Here is a 17,153-nt window from a genome sequence, read left to right on the forward strand (position 1 = left end):
GTTTAATTCCTTGTGAGGTGGATATCGTTGCAACTTCAGGTCATGAACAGTCCGTTTAATCAGGAGCAGGCAGAGCTCCTTAACCGCCTTCTGCCGACCTTGACAGAATCACAGAAAATCTGGCTGAGCGGTTATTTGGCTGCGGCCCGGTCCGAATCCGGTGAAACAGCCGCACCCGCTGCTCCGGCTCCTGCAGAAAGCCCGGCAGTCTCAAGAGAAGTGACCGTATTATACGGATCGCAAACGGGAAATGCGGAAGGTCTTGCGAAACAGACGGTAAAGACGCTTGAGGAACGGGGATTCCAGGTCACCGTCGCGTCGATGAACGATTTTAAGCCGAATAATCTGAAAAAAATAAACAATTTACTGATCGTTGTGAGCACGCACGGAGAAGGCGATCCGCCGGATAACGCGCTGGCCTTTCATGAATTTCTTCACGGCAGACGCGCGCCGAAGCTTGAAGCGCTCCGTTACTCCGTTTTGGCGCTCGGGGACAGCTCGTATGAATTTTTCTGCCAGACCGGCAAAGAGTTTGACGAGCGTCTTCAAGAGCTCGGCGGCACACAGCTTGCGCCGCGGGTTGATTGCGATCTTGATTATGATGAGCCGTTTTCTGAATGGCTTGACGCGGTCATCGGCGGTTTGAACGAAGGAGCGGGAAATCAAACAGCCGAAGCGCCTGCCGAGACGCCGGCTCTCGGTGAATCCGTTTATTCCAGAACGAACCCGTTTCGGGCGGAGGTTCTTGAGAACATCAATCTGAACGGACGCGGTTCGAATAAAGAAACACGCCATCTCGAGCTTTCGCTTGAAGGATCGGGCCTCGCGTATCAGCCCGGAGACAGCCTCGGCATCTATCCGGAAAATGATCCGGCGCTCGTTGATGAGCTGATCAATGAGCTGAAATGGGACCCAAAACAGGAAGTGGCGGTGAATAAACAAGGAGAGCGCCTCCCGCTGAAAGATGCGCTTACTTCTCATTTTGAAATAACCGTCTTAACAAAACCGTTCCTGCAAAAGGCCGCACAGTTTACGGCTGACCAAAAGCTGAGTGAACTTCTGGCCGAAGGAAACGAAGAGCAGCTGAAAGCATACATCAACGGCCGTGATCTGCTTGATCTCGTCCGGGATTTCGGTCCGTGGGAAGCGACAGCGGAAGACTTTCTTTCCATCCTGCGTAAAATGCCGGCCCGGCTCTATTCGATCGCAAGCAGTTTAGAAGCGAATCCGGAAGAGGTGCATCTGACAATCGGAGCGGTCAGATATGACGCGCACGGCAGAGAACGAAAAGGCGTCTGCAGCATTCTTTGTGCGGAAAGACTCCAGCCGGGAGATACGCTTCCGATATACATTCAGCACAACCAAAACTTCAAGCTGCCGGAAAACCCGGATACACCGGTCATTATGGTCGGGCCGGGGACAGGCATCGCGCCGTTCCGTTCCTTTATGCAGGAGCGTGAAGAAACCGGAGCTGAGGGGAAAACATGGCTGTTTTTCGGGGATCAGCACTTTGTCACTGATTTTCTGTACCAGACGGAATGGCAAAAATGGCTGCAAAACGGTGTTCTCACAAAAATGGACGTCGCTTTTTCCCGGGATTCGGAGGAAAAGGTATATGTGCAGCACCGCATGAAAGAACAAAGCAAAGAGTTGTATGAATGGCTGCAGCAGGGAGCCGCCGTATACATCTGCGGTGATGAACAGCATATGGCGCATGACGTGCACCAGGCGCTTCTCGATATCATTCAGGAAGAAGGCGGCATGAGCCGTGAAAAAGCGGAAAGCTTCCTGGCAGACATGCAGCAGAAAAAACGCTACCAGCGTGACGTATATTGATTTTGGTTTGAAAGGAGCTTATTCAGCATGGTGAACAACATTTTAAAAGCGCCGGAAGGCCCTCCAAGTGATGTTGAGGAAATTAAAGAAAAAAGTGATTATTTGCGCGGCACATTGAAAGAAGTCATGCTCGACCGGATTTCAGCCGGCATCCCGGACGAAGACAACCGGCTGATGAAGCATCACGGAAGCTACTTGCAGGATGACCGCGATCTCCGTAATGAACGTCAAAAACAAAAGCTTGAACCGGCTTACCAGTTCATGCTGCGCGTTCGGATGCCAGGCGGCGTGTCAACTCCGGAACAATGGCTTGTCATGGATGAACTGGCGCAAAAATACGGAAACAATACATTGAAGCTGACAACGCGTGAAACGTTCCAAATGCACGGAATTTTAAAATGGAACATGAAAAAAACGATTCAGAAAATCAATGCGGCGCTGCTTGATACCATTGCGGCCTGCGGAGATGTCAACCGAAACGTCATGTGCGCTTCAAATCCGCACCAGTCTGAAATTCATGCGGAAGTATACGAATGGTCGAAGAAATTGAGCGATGACCTTCTTCCGCGCACGAGAGCCTATCATGAAATCTGGCTTGATGAGGAACGTGTGGCGGGCACTCCTGACACGGAAACGGAACCGATGTACGGGCCGCTGTACCTGCCGCGGAAATTCAAAATCGGAATCGCCGTGCCTCCGTCCAATGATATCGATGTCTTTTCTCAAGATCTCGGCTTCATTGCCATCGTGGAGGAAGGCCGTCTTATCGGATTCAACGTTGCAATCGGCGGCGGTATGGGAATGACGCACGGCGATACGGCCACTTATCCGCAGCTTTCAAAAGTCATCGGCTTCTGCAAACCGGAGCAGCTGTATGATGTAGCGGAAAAAACCATTACGATTCAGCGCGATTACGGAAACCGTTCCGTCAGAAAGAATGCCAGATTCAAGTACACTGTTGACCGTCTCGGGCTGGAAAACGTAAAAGCCGAGCTGGAAAACCGCCTCGGCTGGCAGCTGGATGAAGCGAAACCTTATCATTTTGACCATAACGGCGACCGTTACGGATGGGTGAAGGGTGTAAAAGGTAAATGGCACTTTACGATGTTTATCGAAGGCGGCCGCGTCACGGACTATGAGAATTACAAGCTGATGACGGGATTACGTGAAATCGCCAAAGTCCATACGGGAGATTTCCGTCTCACCTCTAATCAAAACCTGATTATAGGCAATGTCTCGAGCCAGAAAAAGAAACAAATCAGCGCATTAATCGAACAATACGGTCTGACAGACGGCCGGCAGCATTCCGCCCTCCGCCGCAGTTCAATGGCTTGCGTCGCGCTTCCGACATGCGGGCTCGCCATGGCCGAAGCCGAGCGCTATCTGCCGAAATTGATTGATAAGATTGAAGACATTGTTGACGAAAACGGGCTGCGGGATGAAGAAATCACCATCCGTATGACCGGATGCCCGAATGGCTGCGCCCGCCATGCGCTCGGCGAAATCGGATTTATCGGAAAGGCGCCCGGAAAATATAATATGTATTTAGGAGCGGCGTTTGACGGCAGCCGTTTGAGCAAAATGTACCGGGAAAATATCGGTGAAGAGGAAATTCTGAGTGAGCTTCGCACCATTCTCCCGCGCTACGCGAAAGAGCGTGAGGAAGGCGAACACTTCGGCGATTTCGTCATCCGCGCCGGCATCATTAAAGCGACGACAGACGGCACGAATTTTCACGAATAAGATGAGCACTTAAAACCAAGGATAGAGACACACTGACGGTGCGTTCTCTATCCTTTACTAAGAAGCATAAACGCTGCACCGCGTCATGAAACAGATGACGCAGCTTGCGAAAAAGCCTGTTTTCAGAGAAAACAGGCTTTTTCTTTTTCCGGAAAAAATGTAGCTGAAGGCAAAAAAAGTTCCCCGTGAGCACGTTATGAGAAATTTTAAATAAAAACGGGTAAAATAAAAGAAGAATGGTTGCGTGCGGAAAATATATTGAATCTGCCCGATCATCGGCTCCGGCCTTTGGCAAAGGCAGAGATCAGGCAATAATGATATGATGCAGCAGATGAAGGAGGTCATGCTTTGGACATATTTTTAGTCGTACTCGTACTTTTAACCATCATCGCGATCTCAAATATCGTAAATCGGTTTGTCCCCTTTATCCCGGTGCCTTTGATTCAGGTGGCGCTCGGTATCATTGCGGCGTCATTTCCGCAGGGGCTTCACTTTGAACTGAATACCGAATTGTTTTTTGTTTTGTTTATCGCTCCGCTGCTTTTTAACGATGGAAAACGGACGCCGCGTGCGGAACTTTGGAATTTAAGAGCGCCGATTCTGCTGCTTGCGCTCGGGCTCGTGTTTGCCACGGTGATTGTCGGCGGTTACACGATTCATTGGATGATTCCGAGCATTCCGCTGGCTGCCGCGTTCGGGCTGGCGGCGATACTGTCACCGACTGACGTTGTCGCGGTCAGCGCGCTGTCAGGGCGAGTGAAGATGCCAAAAGGCATTCTGCGTCTCCTTGAAGGAGAAGGACTGATGAATGACGCATCCGGCCTGGTCGCTTTTAAATTTGCGATTGCGGCTGCCGTGACGGGCGCATTTTCGCTGGCGCAGGCCGCCTTCAGTTTCGTTCTGATTTCAGCCGGCGGTTTACTCAGCGGTGTCGTCATTTCTTTTTTGATTATCCGTTTCCGGCTGTTTTTGCGCCGCCTCGGCATGCAGGATGTCACGATGCATATGCTGATTCAAATTCTGACGCCGTTCGTCATCTATCTCGCGGCTGAAGAAATCGGCGTTTCCGGCATTTTAGCTGTTGTGGCCGGCGGCATCACGCATGCGGTGGAGCAGGACCGTCTTGAATCAACGATGGTCAAACTGCAAATCGTCTCTTCAAGTACGTGGAATATTATTTTGTTCATTCTGAACGGTCTTGTTTTCGTTATTTTAGGGGCGCAAATACCGGATGTGGTCTCCGTCATCTTTAATGATACCGCGTTTAACAATATGATGGTCATCGGGTACATTATCGTCATTACGCTGACGTTAATGATTCTCAGGTTTTTGTGGGTGCTGTTTTTTTGGAACGGCAAGTGGTTTTTTAACAAGGATCAGAGCATTTATAAACCCGGCCTGCGCTCGACCCTGCTGATTTCGGTTTCAGGCGTCAGGGGAGCGGTCACGCTTGCGGGTTCCTTTTCCATTCCTTACGTGCTCTCTGACGGCTCACCGTTTCCTGAACGGAATTTGATTCTCTTTTTAGCCGCGGGTGTTATTATGTGCACATTGGTGCTGGCGACAATCGTACTGCCGATTTTGACAGATAAGCCGGAAGACAATGTGAAAGAGAAGAAAGTCAAATTGCTGACAGCGAGACGGAAGCTGATAAAGGCAGCCTTAACGGCCATTAAAGAAAATATGAATGAGACAAACAAAACGGCTTCTTTTGCGGTTATTGCCGAATACAATGAGAAAATGAAAAATCTCAGATTTCAGCAGTTCACCGTCAAAAACCGCACGAAAAAAGATGAGCGGAAAGTCCGCGCCCAAGGGATACAGGCTGAACAGGAAGAATTGCTGCGGCTGATTGAGCGGGGCGACATACCGGAAGAAACGGCTGACAGCCTTCAGGAACGGTTTGATGAACTGGAAGTGCTGTATACGAATCCGTTTAAAGTCGGCTTATCTAAGAAAAAGCTGAAACGCCTGATGTACTGGATCTTTTTCGGTGAACAAAAAAAGCCGGAAATGACGATTTTAAATGAAGAAGGCCTCATCCGCGCCACAAGGGTTAAAACGGCAAAAGCGGCCATTGAAAGCCTGAAAAAACACATGACTGAAGAAAATAAAGATGTGACGCTTGCCGTCATTTCCTTTTACAATCACCTGATTTTCAGGCTGGGGCACTCGTATCACGAACAGAATCCGAGCCGCCGTTTTGAAAATCAAAAACTCGAAATCAAACTGCGGGCCGTGCAGGCCATCCGCAACGAAATCCAAACATTGTTCGAAGAGCGGGAAATTTCCCGCGATATGTCACATGAGCTTCGCCAATACATCAATGATGTGGAAGCGGCCATGCTTGACGGAGATGAATAAATCAAAAAAGTCCGGCATCTGTCGCCGGACTTTTTTTGATTACGGACGATGGAATTCGACGTGATCGCCGTCGCGGTCAAACCAGCCTCTGAAGGCCCAGTTGATCCAGCCGCCATCACCTTTATTGGTGAAGCTTCCGTCTTCAAACACCCAAATGCCGTACGTGATGCCGTCATAAACGGCGGAACCGTAAAACTGAACGCCGTTAAAATGATCTTCATATTCCTGGCTTAAATTAAACACCATGACGTTATATTTTTGTCCGGAAGCGTAGAATGAAGATTCCATTAAGTTTTTGACGAAGCCGTCACGGTTTTGCGCCGACTTAATCGCGTCAGCAATCGAATTGCCGATGCCGAGCAGGTCAACGTCAATGTTTAATCCGACATCTTTTGCTGAGGCATCTGATGATTGCTGTGCCATGTTTTGAGGGACCGGGGTTTCTTTTGCGGATACAAAGGACAGAGGAGTCAGAGACAAAGCGGCGCCAAGGGCAACGGACATCGGGATACGCATACGTTTCATATGATTTCCTCCTTCAATTGTGTGGTGGCTACAGTAGCGATTTACCCGGACAGTTACCCGGTTAACCGGAATTTTTGAAAAATAGGAAAATAATAACGGAAGTGGTGCTTGGGCACTAAAGATGGTTTTTGTGATGACGATGAGCGTATAATTGGTTTCTTACAGCGGAAATGTGAGATAATAATAACCGTTTACATAATGACTAGAAAGGATGGTTCAACGTGGCAAAAAGCTTAAAAGATACTGTAAAGCTTCATAATGGCGTTGAAATGCCGTGGTTCGGCCTTGGCGTCTTCAAGGTGGAAAACGGAAGCGTAGCGGCGGACTCCGTCGAAGCGGCAATCAGAAACGGCTACCGCAGCATTGATACGGCGGCTATTTACAAAAATGAAGAGGGTGTCGGCGAAGGCATCAGAGCTGCGGGCGTTGCCAGAGAAGAGCTGTTCATCACGTCAAAAGTGTGGAATGAAGATCAAGGATACGAAACGACACTTGACGCGTTTGAGAAAAGCCTTGAGCGCCTCGGCCTCGATTACCTCGACCTTTACCTGATTCACTGGCCGGGCAAGGATAAATATAAAGACACATGGCGCGCTCTTGAAAAGCTGTACAAAGACGGTAAAATCCGCGCAATCGGCGTCAGCAACTTCCAAGTGCATCATTTAGAAGAACTGCTGAAAGATGCTGAAATCAAGCCGATGGTCAACCAGATTGAATTCCACCCGCGCCTGACTCAAAAAGAAGTAAGAGATTTCTGCAAAGCGCAGGGCATTCAAGTGGAAGCATGGTCTCCATTGATGCAGGGACAGCTCCTCGATAACGAAGTGCTGTCACAAATTGCGGAAAAACATAACAAATCGGTTGCTCAAGTGATTTTGCGCTGGGATCTTCAGAACGAAGTCGTTACCATTCCGAAATCGATTAAAGAGCACCGCATCATAGAAAATGCCGATATTTTTGATTTCGAACTGTCACAGGAAGAAATGGAAAAGATCAGCGCATTGAACAAAGACGAGCGTGTCGGCCCGAATCCGGACGAGCTTCTGTTCTAAGAAAAAAACAGCCCTTTACGGGGCTGTTTTTCTTTACATAAATGTCTGTGTCTGACGTTTTACGCTGAACCTGTATGCGGCTATTAATAACAGGGCGGCGGCGAAGGCTCCCAAAATGATGATGTTCAGCATCAGGCTTTGGAACGTGCGGCCTTGCTGCAATTGATCCACCGTATCGAGCACCCAGCGCTGAGGCAGAAATTCGGCGATTGTCTGCACCGTTTTCGGCATAATATTGCCCGGAAAGAAGCAGCCGGCCAGCAAGCATGTCGGCACGACGATCAAATTCAAAAGCGCCGATGCCGAAGCGCTGCTATTGGAAAAACCGACGGCAATAAAGGCGACCCCGATCGCGCTTAATGCAAACAGCATCATCAGGACGAACAGCTGCCACAGCGGGAATGACGGATGAATATGAAAAGCGGCGCCCATAAAGAGAACGGCGAATAGAATTTGGACGGCCATGATAATGATATTCACCGCCGCGTTCGCCAATACATACTGCTTTGATGTGATCGGCGTTGACAGAAGCCTGTAGTATGTCCTGTTTTCTCTCTCTTTAATCATTAGTTCCGTCAGGTTGCCTGCGGAATAGAGCATAATGATAATGAGATACCCGATGACTGAGTAAGTCATTTCTTTATGGTTCGATGTATCTTGTAAAACAGCGGACTCCGTTTGAATGGGAGAATGCTTGAAATCGGCGTACATCGCCTGAAAGGCCTTTGCGTCTCCGCCGGAGGATTTGCCGATTGAGGCGATGCTGTTCATATAATTGTACAAATAAGAGCTGACATATCCGGTGACCTGGGCGCCTTTCAGCGAGGTCATGCCGATGTGAGACGGTTTCCCGTCTTTTACGCTTTGGGAGAAGCCTTTTTCAAACGTAATGAGCGCCTCCATTTTTCCTGAAGCGATTTTTGATGTGGCGGACGCAGCTGTTTCCTCCGAAATCTTCACATGATCCAGTCCTTTTAAAAACGCGGCCGTATCCTGCGCCACTTCTCCGCCGTCTTGATCGAGAATGCCGATATTGAGCGTTTCGGCTCCGCCGTTGGCATTGGTCATGAAGGAGAGGAAGACGCCGATCAGCGGAGCCCCGATATAAAGAATGAGCTGTTTTTTGCTTTTTGTAATCCCTTTGAGAGTGTGCGCAAACAGCCACCAGAAGTTTTTCATATTACAGTCCCTCCCGTCTTTGAAACGTAAATGCGGCGATCAGCAAAAAGAGTGCCGCCAATGCTGTATTTAAACCGAGTGCAGGCCATGCCGCTGATACATCATTTGCGTAAATGATGCTGTTAATCGCCTTATTGATCCAGGATAAGGGCGACAGGGCGGAAATTCCTCCGCCTTCATATTTGTAATAGGCGCCGCCGATAATGGACATCACCTGAACGATGATGACGGTGATTAATCTGGCGCTTTCGGGTTTTCTGGTCAAATAGCTCAGGCTGAGTCCGAAGCTGACGGCCAAAAGAATTTCAGAAACGAGAATCAAAAGCACAAGTCCCATGTGGCTGCCCCAATTCGCTTTTAAGATAAATTTGCTGAAGGCGACAACGGCAAGAATCGTCAGAACATTCACAGCCAAAATGCCGAGCATCTTTCCGAGAAAGATATCGCTTTTCCGGAGCGGGGCGGCGATCAGGCGATCTGCGGTGTGCCGTATTCTTTCCCCGCGGAATAAGCTGCTTGCAAAAATCGAGGCGTACAGCCCGATCATCGTCGTCATGGATATCGCGTAAAAATCTTTCGCTTTCGGTTCTTTCGCTTTGTGTAAAGACGTCTGCTTCATATAATCGCTTTTGATTTGTCCGGCGGAAGGCGCCTTATGCGCCTTGTAAGCGGCGGCGCCTGCTTTGTATTGATTGGTAAAAGCGGTCAGCATGCCTTGGACGATCGTGCCGTTTATGCCGCTCCGGTCATTTGTATAGACTTGAAAACCGGTGTTTTTTACAGTGACGAAAGCATCCGCCTGATTTTCTCGAACCTCGTTTTTGCCTTTTGCCTCCGTGTCCGCTTTTTGAAAATAGACATGCTCTTTTTTGGCGGCTTTCATAAACTCAGTGAAATCATGAGAAAGAGGGCCGTTTGACTGGTCCGTATATACGACCTTGATGTTTCCGACCGTCACCTCTGAATCAAAGGCGTTTGATAATGCCGCAGTGAAAATCAGCATGAAGACGATCGGAAAAGCAAGCATGAAAATAAAAGTCCGTCTGTCGCGAAAACTGATTTTGATTTCTTTCCCGGCGATGTGCAGAATATTCATTTGCAATCCTCCTTTCAGTGGGGTCAGTCGCGCAGGCTTCTGCCTGTCAGCGTGAGAAATACCGTTTCTAAGTCAGGGGCCTGTTCCTGCAAGGAGCGGATTTCAATTCCTTTGTCCATGAAGTACCGGATCAGGCGGTTTAAATTGTTGACCCCTGTGTCAGAGCTGATTTTCACGCTGTTTTCTTCCAGTGTGGCGGCTCTGACGCCGGGCAGCTCCTGAATATCGCCGAGGCTGATGCCGTTTCCGGATGACAGCTCAATCACGACGTCCTTCGTGTCGGTAATGATGGAGGTCAGCTGTTCTTTTGTGCCTTCTGCGATGACTTTTCCGTGGTCAATGATGGCGATGCGCGTGCATATTTCTTCCACTTCCTCCATGTAGTGGCTCGTGTAGATGATCGTGCAGCCCATTTCATTCAGCTTTTTCACTGATTGCAGAATATAATTTCTTGATTGCGGGTCAATGCCGACCGTCGGTTCATCCATGATGATCAGTTTCGGCCGGTGGGCAAGAGCGCACGCAATATTAAGCCTGCGCTTCATTCCGCCGGAAAAATGCTTCGGCAAATATTTGTGTTTATCGCTCAAGCCGACGAATGTCAGGGCCTCCTCGACCCGTTCTTTCAGAGCCGCCCCTCTCAGGCCGTACAGCCCGGCGAAGAACTTCACATTTTCATAGGCGTTTAATTCTTCGTAAATCGCGAGGTCCTGAGGGACGATGCCGATATTCATTTTCGTTGCTTTGCTATATTTGAAAATATCTTTTCCGAGAAACAGAATGTCTCCGCCTGAAGGTTTTAAAAGGCCTGAGATCATATTGATCGTCGTGCTTTTTCCGGCTCCGTTTGCGCCGAGAAACCCGAAAATCTCACCTTCTTTTACGGCAAGCGACATCTGGTCAACGGCGGCATAATCACCGAATTTCTTACTCAGCTGTTTGAGCTCCAAAATGTTCATGTTTCCACCTCTATGTCTTATGATGCTCTTATTATAAAAAAAAGAATGAACGGCCGTTAGTGCAGCTGTTCATTCCTTTGACATGAGAATCTTCATATTTTTCACATGAAAACATTCACTTATTCAACCGGAAGCAATGTCGTGACGGAAAAACCGGCCGTGCCGTCAAAAATAACGGTTCCGTGCAAGACGGCCGCCCGTTCTTCCATACCGAGCATGCCGAGGCCTTTTTTAAAGCGGACGGCGCCGTTTCCGTTATCTTTCACTTCCGCTTTCACGGCTTTGTTCAGCACATGGATATCAATGAAAATCTGCGTGGCATCGGCGTATTTCATTGCATTGGTCAAGGCTTCGGTTACGTTTTCCTGAATGACTCTCCAATGCATTTGCGTCAGCCTGTCCAAATCGCCTTGATGCGTAAACGGAACCGGCATCCCGTTTTTGGCCGAAAATTCATCAATAAACGTTCTTAATCTGTGAATGCCCATTTGTTCAGCGGGCGGTTTCATATTTTTCAGCGTAATACGGATATCCTCTATGCCCTCTTTGGAAATGGTAATGGCATTTTGGAGCAGTTCAGCCGCTTTGTCCGGATGGGAGCCGAGCATCCGTTTCGCCGCTTCCATCTGAATGAGCGCGCCTGTCATGGAATGGCCGATTTTGTCATGGATGGCTTGGGACAATCTGTTTCTTTCTTCGAGTTTGCCGGTATACTCCGATTGTTTGATATATTCCGTGCTGCTGTGCAGCTGTTTCGTCAGTTTTTCAATGCTTGAGCGCATGTTGTCTGACTGCTCTTCATATTTTTTCAGCCGGTCGCTGGACCGGGCGGCCAAAACGAATATCGCCAAGCAGAACAACGTCATGACGATATAAGTCGGAAGGTCGCCGTACGGGATAAATAAAAACGGCAAAAACACGAGCAGGCAGAACACATAGCGGTGAACCGGATATTCGGCAAGAACGGCAAAAATGGCGGGCGGCAAAAGAAATAGAAACGCCGGATGGCCTAAGGCGGAAAGCCAAGCGGTCAATGCCAGCGCCATGAGGGTGATCCCGCGCCTCCAAGCGGTCTGCCTGATCATGCAGACCGCAATGCCCAAAGATAGATAAAGCAGCAGAAACAAGACGGCGTACGGTGTGTAAAGGCGGTCTGCCGATACGAACAAAAAAGCCGTATAAAAAATGGCGATCAGTCTGCTCATCAGCATCCAAAAATCCATACCGTTCAACGCCCGTTATCCACCTTCCCGGTGATATAATAAATCGCGATCTGCGTTCTGTGCTCAAGCCCCGTTTTCCCTAAAATAGAGGAAATATAATTGGCCGTCGTCCCTTCAGAAATGAAAAGCTGTTTTGAAATTTCCCTGTTCGAGAATCCTTTCGCAATAAGCGACATGATGCTGAGCTCTCTTTCAGTAAACTGGCTTTCATCAATCTGATGCGCGGCTTCCGCCGGCCGGGAAAGGCTGTCTTTTATTTTATCCAGTACGGTGTCCTGAAGAATGCTGTGCCCGTTGAAAACGCTTTTGATCGCATCGCGGATCCGTTCCGGTTCGGTATTTTTTAATAAATATCCTTTCGCGCCGTTTTTAATCGCTTCTAAAATATACTCATCGTCGTCAAATGTCGTCAGGATCATCGGCTTCGTATCCGTTTCCTCCGCGATCCGTTTTGCGGCTTCGACGCCGTTCATCACCGGCATGCGGACGTCCAGCAAGGCGATATCGACGGGATTGTGTTTACAATACTCTGCCGCCTCGAGGCCGTTTTCCAACGTTGCCGATACAGTAAATTCCTCATATGTATGCAAAATGATTTTCATTCCTTCTCTGATGAAAGAATTATCATCCGCGATAATGACATTAATCTTCATGGCCGCACCCTTTGTGTGTTTTTTGTTTCATTATATACCATCCGATTTTAAATCAAAAAGCCTCCCGGCGAAAGGTGCGCGGAAGGCGGATCGGTCAAGCGGGTTTTTTCAATTGGATGAAAAACAGCATCAGGAAAGAAATGATCACAATACAGATCACCCACACCCAGGCGAGTGTTTCATTGCCGGAGTCCATCGCGACGTAAATCGCTGTCGGCAGCGTTTGGGTGACACCGGGAATATTTCCCGCAAACATTAAAGTCGCCCCGAATTCACCTAGCGCACGTGCAATACTGAGAATGCTTCCGGTCAAGAGGGAGGGAAAGGCAAGCGGGACGGAAATACGGGTGAAAACCTGCCACCTGCCGGCTCCGTCTACTTTCGCCGCTCCCTCAATGTCGGCATCAACCGCGGCGAAGCCCGTTTTAGCGGACTGATACATAAGCGGGAAGGCGACAATGGCCGAAGCGATCACCGCGGCCGACCACGTGAAAATGACGGGCTGGTGAAAAATCCGCTCGATCGTCCGGCCGATAAAGCTGTGTTTCCCGAAAATAATAATGAGAATGAAGCCGACAACGGTAGGCGGAAGAACGAGCGGGAGCATAAACAGGGTCTCCACAGCCGTTTTTCCGGGAAATCGCGCTTTCGCCATCCAGGCGCCGGCAAGCGTCCCGAGAATGATGACGGCGATGCCTGATGCCAAAGCCACCTCAAAAGACAATACGACTGGGGTGAAAAATTCCGAAGCCGTAATGTTACTTGGCAGTAAATCCATATTTCTTAAACACTTTCATTGCTTCATCTGACTGCAGATACTGATAAAACGCTTCTGCTTCTTTACGGTGCTTTGTATCCTTGACGATGCCGAGCGGATAAACGATCTGATCGTGCGTTTTCGCCGGCGCTTCATCGGTGATTTTCACCTTTTTCGAAATCAGCGCGTCTGTTTTATAGACAAGCCCGGCATCGACATTTCCGGTTTCAACATAAGAAAGCACCTGGCGAACGTCTTTTGCATAGACGACTTTATCTTTTACCTTGTCCCACAGGGATAATGCCGTCAATGACTGTTTGGCGTATTGTCCGGCCGGAACGGATTCAGGCGTGCCGAGCGCGATTTTTTCCGCGCTGTCTTTTTTCAGGTCATTCAGATGTGTCAGGTGTGCGCTGTTTTTCTCAGGTACGATCATGACGAGATCATTTTTCAAAAGATCCGTGCTGTCCTTTTTGTCGATATCTCCGTCATGAACGAGCTTTTCGAATTTATCTTCGGCTGCCGAGAAGAATAAATCAGCTCCCGCGCCTTGTGAAATTTGTTTTTGCAATGTGCCTGATGATCCGAAGTTGTCTTGAATGGTTACGTTTGAATGAGATTTTTCGTAGTTGGTCTGGATTTCTTCAAGTGCATCCTGAGCGCTGGCTGCCGCAGAAACGGTCAGCGTGACTTTTTCGTTTTGTCCGCCTTTGGACGATTGTCCGGATGAGCAGCCCGCAGTTGCCAGGAAAACGGCCATAGCCGCAGTTGTGAGTAGTGTCGCTTTCTTTTTCAACATTGTGCACCCCTTATAGCTAAATATCATTAGATCAAACTAATTATAACGCAATTGTACGTGATGGTGCGGTTTTTTTTCAATATCTGAACAGTTATAATAAAAACGGAGCGTGATAATATGACAGAAGCCACTTCCTATACAATAGAAGAAGTTGCGGGCCTTTTGAAGGTCTCCAAACTGACAGTATATGATTTGATAAAAAAAGGACTCATTCCGGCGTACAGGGTCGGAAGACAGATGAGGGTCGATGAAGAGGACTTAAAACAATATAAAGCAAACATGAGAATGTCAAAAAAGCCATCCGTATCAGAAGCACCTGACCCGTCCCGCGGGCGGGAGCCGGAAAAAAGGCAGTCCGTTATCATCAGCGGGCAGGATGTGTCGATGGACCTTCTCAGCAAACAGCTGGAACAAACAATACAGGCGGCTCCGCTCCGCAAGTACAGCGGCAGTTTGAACAGCCTGATCGAGATGTACCGCGGAGCTTGTGACATCGTCAGTCTGCATTTGTACGATGGGGAGACGGGGCAGTATAACATCCCGTATGTGAAGCGCATCCTTTCAGGGGAGCCGTTTGCGCTTTTTCATGTCGTGCTTCGTCAGGCCGGATTATATGTGAAAAAGGGCAATCCGCTGAACATTCAGGGCTTTCAGGATTTGAGCCGAAAGGATGTCCGCATCGTCAATCGCGAAAAAGGATCAGGCGCGAGGGTGCTGCTGGATGAACAGCTCAGATCATTCGGCATCACGCCGAATGATGTCGCCGGCTATCATGACATTGTCACGGATCATCTGTCAGCGGCTTCACAAGTATCAAGCGGAAAGGCGGATATCGGAGTCGGGTCGCAGCATGCGGCGCATATGGCGGGCACGGACTTTATCCCGGTGATCAGTGAGCAGTACGATGTGGTCGTCTTAAAACAAAACCGGGAGCTTGTTCAAAGCGTGCAGGACATTCTTAATTCTGAGGAATTCAAGTCCCAGCTTTCTCAATTATCCGGATATGATACGAAAATGACCGGACGGCTCATATATGAAACATGAAAAATCCCTCCATATAACGGAGGGATTTTTTTATTGCTTATAAAACCGCAGCAGGTCGCCGTTTAATATTTTATCGGAAAGCATCAGCTCTTGTTCCGCTTTTTCTTTCTCATCGCTGCACGCGCTCATGTCAGAAAGCGGTTCACCCGTTTTACGGCTGTAACACGTATTTTTCGTATAAATATGATCATCCGTGATAAAGCTGCCGTTTCTCAGCACCGCAAACGGCGTCCGCTCTCCGGAAAACAGATCATTGCCGAACTGAATGCTGCCTTTCGTTTCAATGCCGAGCAGGTGAAGCAGCGTCGGTCTTACATCAACCTGTCCCGCGGCCGAAGCAATCGTTTCCGGCGCACGGTCGGTCACCCCGGGAATATGAATGATAAACGGCACGCGCTGAAGCTGAACCGTATCAAACGGAGTGATTTCCTCTTTCCCTAAGAATTCGGCAAGTCCTTGATTATGGGCTTCGGATATACCGTAATGATCTCCCATCAGGACGATCATCGCGTTGTCATACAGTCCTTCTTTTTTCAGCTTCTTGAAAAAGTGTTTCAGGGCCTCATCTTCATAGCGGACCGTCGTCACATAGCGGTTTAATAACTCGCTGCTTGTGTCCGGTTCCTCAATGAGCTGATCCTGTTTATCAATTTCAAAAGGAAAATGGTTGGTCAAAGTCAGCAGGCTCGCGTAAAACGGCTGCGGAAGCTTCTTTAATTTTTCCGCTGACTGTTCGAGAAATTCCTTATCCTTCAGGCCCCAGCCTGTTGAATTTTCCTGTGTCACCTTAAATTCATCCGCGTCGAAAAAACGGTCGATTCCGAATGCCCCGTACATCTCATCCCGGTTCCAAAAGGCCTTATGATTGGCATGCAGAACGGCTGAATAGTATTGACGGTCTTTTAACATATGGTACATCGTATTGAACCGGTGGCCGCTTTTTGTAAAAAAAACGGCGCCGCTTGAAGACGGATACAGCGAATTCGCAGTAATGAATTCTGAATCTGAGGTTTTTCCCTGTTCAGTCTGCTGATAAAAATGAGTGAAGTCATAACTTTTTTTCCGCAGTTTATTTAAAAACGGGGTAATCTCCCGCCCGTTGACCCGCTCATCCATTACAAAACGCTGTGTTGATTCGAGCGTAACAAAAATCACATTGCGCCCCTTTGCAAGCCCGAATTTTGAATCGGACGGCCTGCTGTAGTCGGCTTGAGTGTAATTTGCGACCGCCGCAAGGCTGTCTTCATCGGCAAACGCTTTTGCCCCTGCATTCAGCGTCTGCGAAATGGTGTCATACAAATGAAAGTGGAACAGGCCGATTCCTTTTACGAGCGCTTCACGATCAAAAGGGTGCTTGAACAGCTTCGGCTGCTCGGCCTCAGACAGCGCAAGGTTGCACAGCATGAGGCCGGCTGATGCCCACGCATACGCTTTAACGGTACGGGTGCTGGCTTTACCTTTACCAGCTTTATGCCTTTTACCAAGATAAAACAAAACCGCAATATCCAAAAATAAAGCGATATAAAGCGGGTGAAACAGCTCTTGGACGCTGCTTCCCATATCGCCCATATTGCTCGCCTGAAACAAAACCGGTATGGTGATAAAATCAATATAAAACCCGTAAAACACCGTATTCGCGATTAAAATCCCCGTCAGCATCACATTCGCCGAAAGCAGAAAGATCCGCTGTTTTTTTTCCGTCAGCAGCAGGGCGATGCCGAACAGCGGCACAATGAAGCTCAGCGGATTAATGAGAAGCAGACATTCCTCAAGAACCGAATTGTTCTGCAGATCAAAACCGAGCTTATAAACGGCATAGGTTTTCATCCACATGAACAGGATGGACAGGCATAAAAACCGATGATTGCTGAAAAAGGTTTTCTTCATATGTATGACTCCTCACCCTAAAAGCGAAAGATGCTT

14 protein-coding genes are annotated in these 17,153 nt (G+C 48.6%); 5 read left to right on the forward strand and 9 right to left on the reverse strand.

The genetic code is table 11. The annotated features are described in order from the left end of the window. Window positions 1–27: 27 nt before the first annotated feature. The 3 genes from BR62_RS0103490 to BR62_RS0103505 all read left to right on the forward strand — a co-directional run bounded on the left by BR62_RS0103490 (window position 28) and on the right by BR62_RS0103505 (window position 5,943). Window positions 28–1,836: an assimilatory sulfite reductase (NADPH) flavoprotein subunit gene (locus BR62_RS0103490; protein WP_032869688.1), complete on the forward strand. Its 1,809-nt coding sequence runs from the start codon at window positions 28–30 to the stop codon at window positions 1,834–1,836. A gap of 27 nt (window positions 1,837–1,863) precedes the next feature. Further along, window positions 1,864–3,579 carry an assimilatory sulfite reductase (NADPH) hemoprotein subunit gene (gene cysI / locus BR62_RS0103495; RefSeq protein ID WP_017418922.1) on the forward strand — a complete coding sequence of 572 codons (1,716 nt, stop codon included), beginning with the start codon at window positions 1,864–1,866 and terminating at the stop codon, window positions 3,577–3,579. 348 nt (window positions 3,580–3,927) lie between these two features. Then, window positions 3,928–5,943, forward strand: a complete 2,016-nt coding sequence (locus BR62_RS0103505) for a Na+/H+ antiporter (RefSeq protein ID WP_012118437.1) — start codon at window positions 3,928–3,930, stop codon at window positions 5,941–5,943. Window positions 5,944–5,982: 39 nt separating this feature from the next. Here BR62_RS0103505 and BR62_RS0103510 read toward each other — a convergent pair whose 3' ends face one another. Then, on the reverse strand, window positions 5,983–6,468 hold the full coding sequence (locus BR62_RS0103510) for a hypothetical protein (protein WP_012118436.1): 486 nt from the start codon (window positions 6,466–6,468) through the stop codon (window positions 5,983–5,985). Window positions 6,469–6,689: 221 nt separating this feature from the next. On the opposite strand from BR62_RS0103510, the gene BR62_RS0103515 reads away from it, so the two are divergent. After that, a complete protein-coding gene (locus BR62_RS0103515) occupies window positions 6,690–7,520 on the forward strand; it encodes an aldo/keto reductase (protein ID WP_007410023.1) in 831 nt (276 codons plus the stop codon). A 33-nt stretch (window positions 7,521–7,553) separates the two neighbouring features. Here BR62_RS0103515 and BR62_RS0103520 read toward each other — a convergent pair whose 3' ends face one another. The 7 genes from BR62_RS0103520 to modA all read right to left on the reverse strand — a co-directional run bounded on the left by BR62_RS0103520 (window position 7,554) and on the right by modA (window position 14,186). Beyond that, window positions 7,554–8,699, reverse strand: a complete 1,146-nt coding sequence (locus tag BR62_RS0103520; protein WP_012118435.1) for an ABC transporter permease — start codon at window positions 8,697–8,699, stop codon at window positions 7,554–7,556. 1 nt (window position 8,700) lies between these two features. Next, entirely contained in the window at window positions 8,701–9,795 is a 1,095-nt protein-coding gene (locus tag BR62_RS0103525; RefSeq protein ID WP_012118434.1) for an ABC transporter permease, read from the reverse strand. A 23-nt stretch (window positions 9,796–9,818) separates the two neighbouring features. Next, window positions 9,819–10,754, reverse strand: coding sequence for an ABC transporter ATP-binding protein (locus BR62_RS0103530; RefSeq protein WP_020956334.1), 936 nt, complete (start codon window positions 10,752–10,754; stop codon window positions 9,819–9,821). 119 nt (window positions 10,755–10,873) lie between these two features. Beyond that, window positions 10,874–11,977: a sensor histidine kinase gene (locus BR62_RS0103535; protein ID WP_032869868.1), complete on the reverse strand. Its 1,104-nt coding sequence runs from the start codon at window positions 11,975–11,977 to the stop codon at window positions 10,874–10,876. A 5-nt stretch (window positions 11,978–11,982) separates the two neighbouring features. Then, a complete protein-coding gene (locus BR62_RS0103540) occupies window positions 11,983–12,630 on the reverse strand; it encodes a response regulator transcription factor (RefSeq protein ID WP_007613734.1) in 648 nt (215 codons plus the stop codon). Window positions 12,631–12,724: 94 nt separating this feature from the next. Then, the gene (modB, locus tag BR62_RS0103545) at window positions 12,725–13,408 is read right to left on the reverse strand and encodes a molybdate ABC transporter permease subunit (RefSeq protein WP_025285254.1); all 684 of its coding nucleotides are present in this window, start codon (window positions 13,406–13,408) and stop codon (window positions 12,725–12,727) included. Next, window positions 13,389–14,186, reverse strand: coding sequence for a molybdate ABC transporter substrate-binding protein (modA, locus tag BR62_RS0103550; protein ID WP_032869691.1), 798 nt, complete (start codon window positions 14,184–14,186; stop codon window positions 13,389–13,391). Before modA ends, modB begins: the two co-directional genes overlap by 20 nt. A 117-nt stretch (window positions 14,187–14,303) precedes the next feature. Between modA and BR62_RS0103555 the strand changes: the two genes are divergently transcribed. Further along, on the forward strand, window positions 14,304–15,230 hold the full coding sequence (locus BR62_RS0103555; protein WP_032869694.1) for a substrate-binding domain-containing protein: 927 nt from the start codon (window positions 14,304–14,306) through the stop codon (window positions 15,228–15,230). Window positions 15,231–15,260: 30 nt separating this feature from the next. On the opposite strand, the gene BR62_RS0103560 is transcribed toward BR62_RS0103555, so the two are convergent. Beyond that, window positions 15,261–17,117 (reverse strand): LTA synthase family protein, encoded by a 1,857-nt coding sequence (locus tag BR62_RS0103560; RefSeq protein WP_032869696.1) that lies wholly within the window; start codon window positions 17,115–17,117, stop codon window positions 15,261–15,263. Window positions 17,118–17,153 lie beyond the last annotated feature (36 nt).

It is taken from the genome of Bacillus sp. UNC69MF (assembly GCF_000746035.1).
GTDB classification, from domain to species: domain Bacteria; phylum Bacillota; class Bacilli; order Bacillales; family Bacillaceae; genus Bacillus; species Bacillus velezensis.

Bases quoted from the DNA above. Each gene is read 5' to 3' on its own strand.
- cysI (WP_017418922.1), top strand. From the start codon at position 1,864: ATGGTGAACAACATTTTAAAAGCGCCGGAAGGCCCTCCAAGTGATGTT.
- BR62_RS0103510 (WP_012118436.1), bottom strand. From the start codon at position 6,468: ATGAAACGTATGCGTATCCCGATGTCCGTTGCCCTTGGCGCCGCTTTG.
- BR62_RS0103520 (WP_012118435.1), bottom strand. From the start codon at position 8,699: ATGAAAAACTTCTGGTGGCTGTTTGCGCACACTCTCAAAGGGATTACA.
- BR62_RS0103525 (WP_012118434.1), bottom strand. From the start codon at position 9,795: ATGAATATTCTGCACATCGCCGGGAAAGAAATCAAAATCAGTTTTCGC.
- BR62_RS0103530 (WP_020956334.1), bottom strand. From the start codon at position 10,754: ATGAACATTTTGGAGCTCAAACAGCTGAGTAAGAAATTCGGTGATTAT.
- BR62_RS0103535 (WP_032869868.1), bottom strand. From the start codon at position 11,977: ATGGATTTTTGGATGCTGATGAGCAGACTGATCGCCATTTTTTATACG.
- BR62_RS0103540 (WP_007613734.1), bottom strand. From the start codon at position 12,630: ATGAAGATTAATGTCATTATCGCGGATGATAATTCTTTCATCAGAGAA.
- modB (WP_025285254.1), bottom strand. From the start codon at position 13,408: ATGGATTTACTGCCAAGTAACATTACGGCTTCGGAATTTTTCACCCCA.
- modA (WP_032869691.1), bottom strand. From the start codon at position 14,186: ATGTTGAAAAAGAAAGCGACACTACTCACAACTGCGGCTATGGCCGTT.
- BR62_RS0103555 (WP_032869694.1), top strand. From the start codon at position 14,304: ATGACAGAAGCCACTTCCTATACAATAGAAGAAGTTGCGGGCCTTTTG.
- BR62_RS0103560 (WP_032869696.1), bottom strand. From the start codon at position 17,117: ATGAAGAAAACCTTTTTCAGCAATCATCGGTTTTTATGCCTGTCCATC.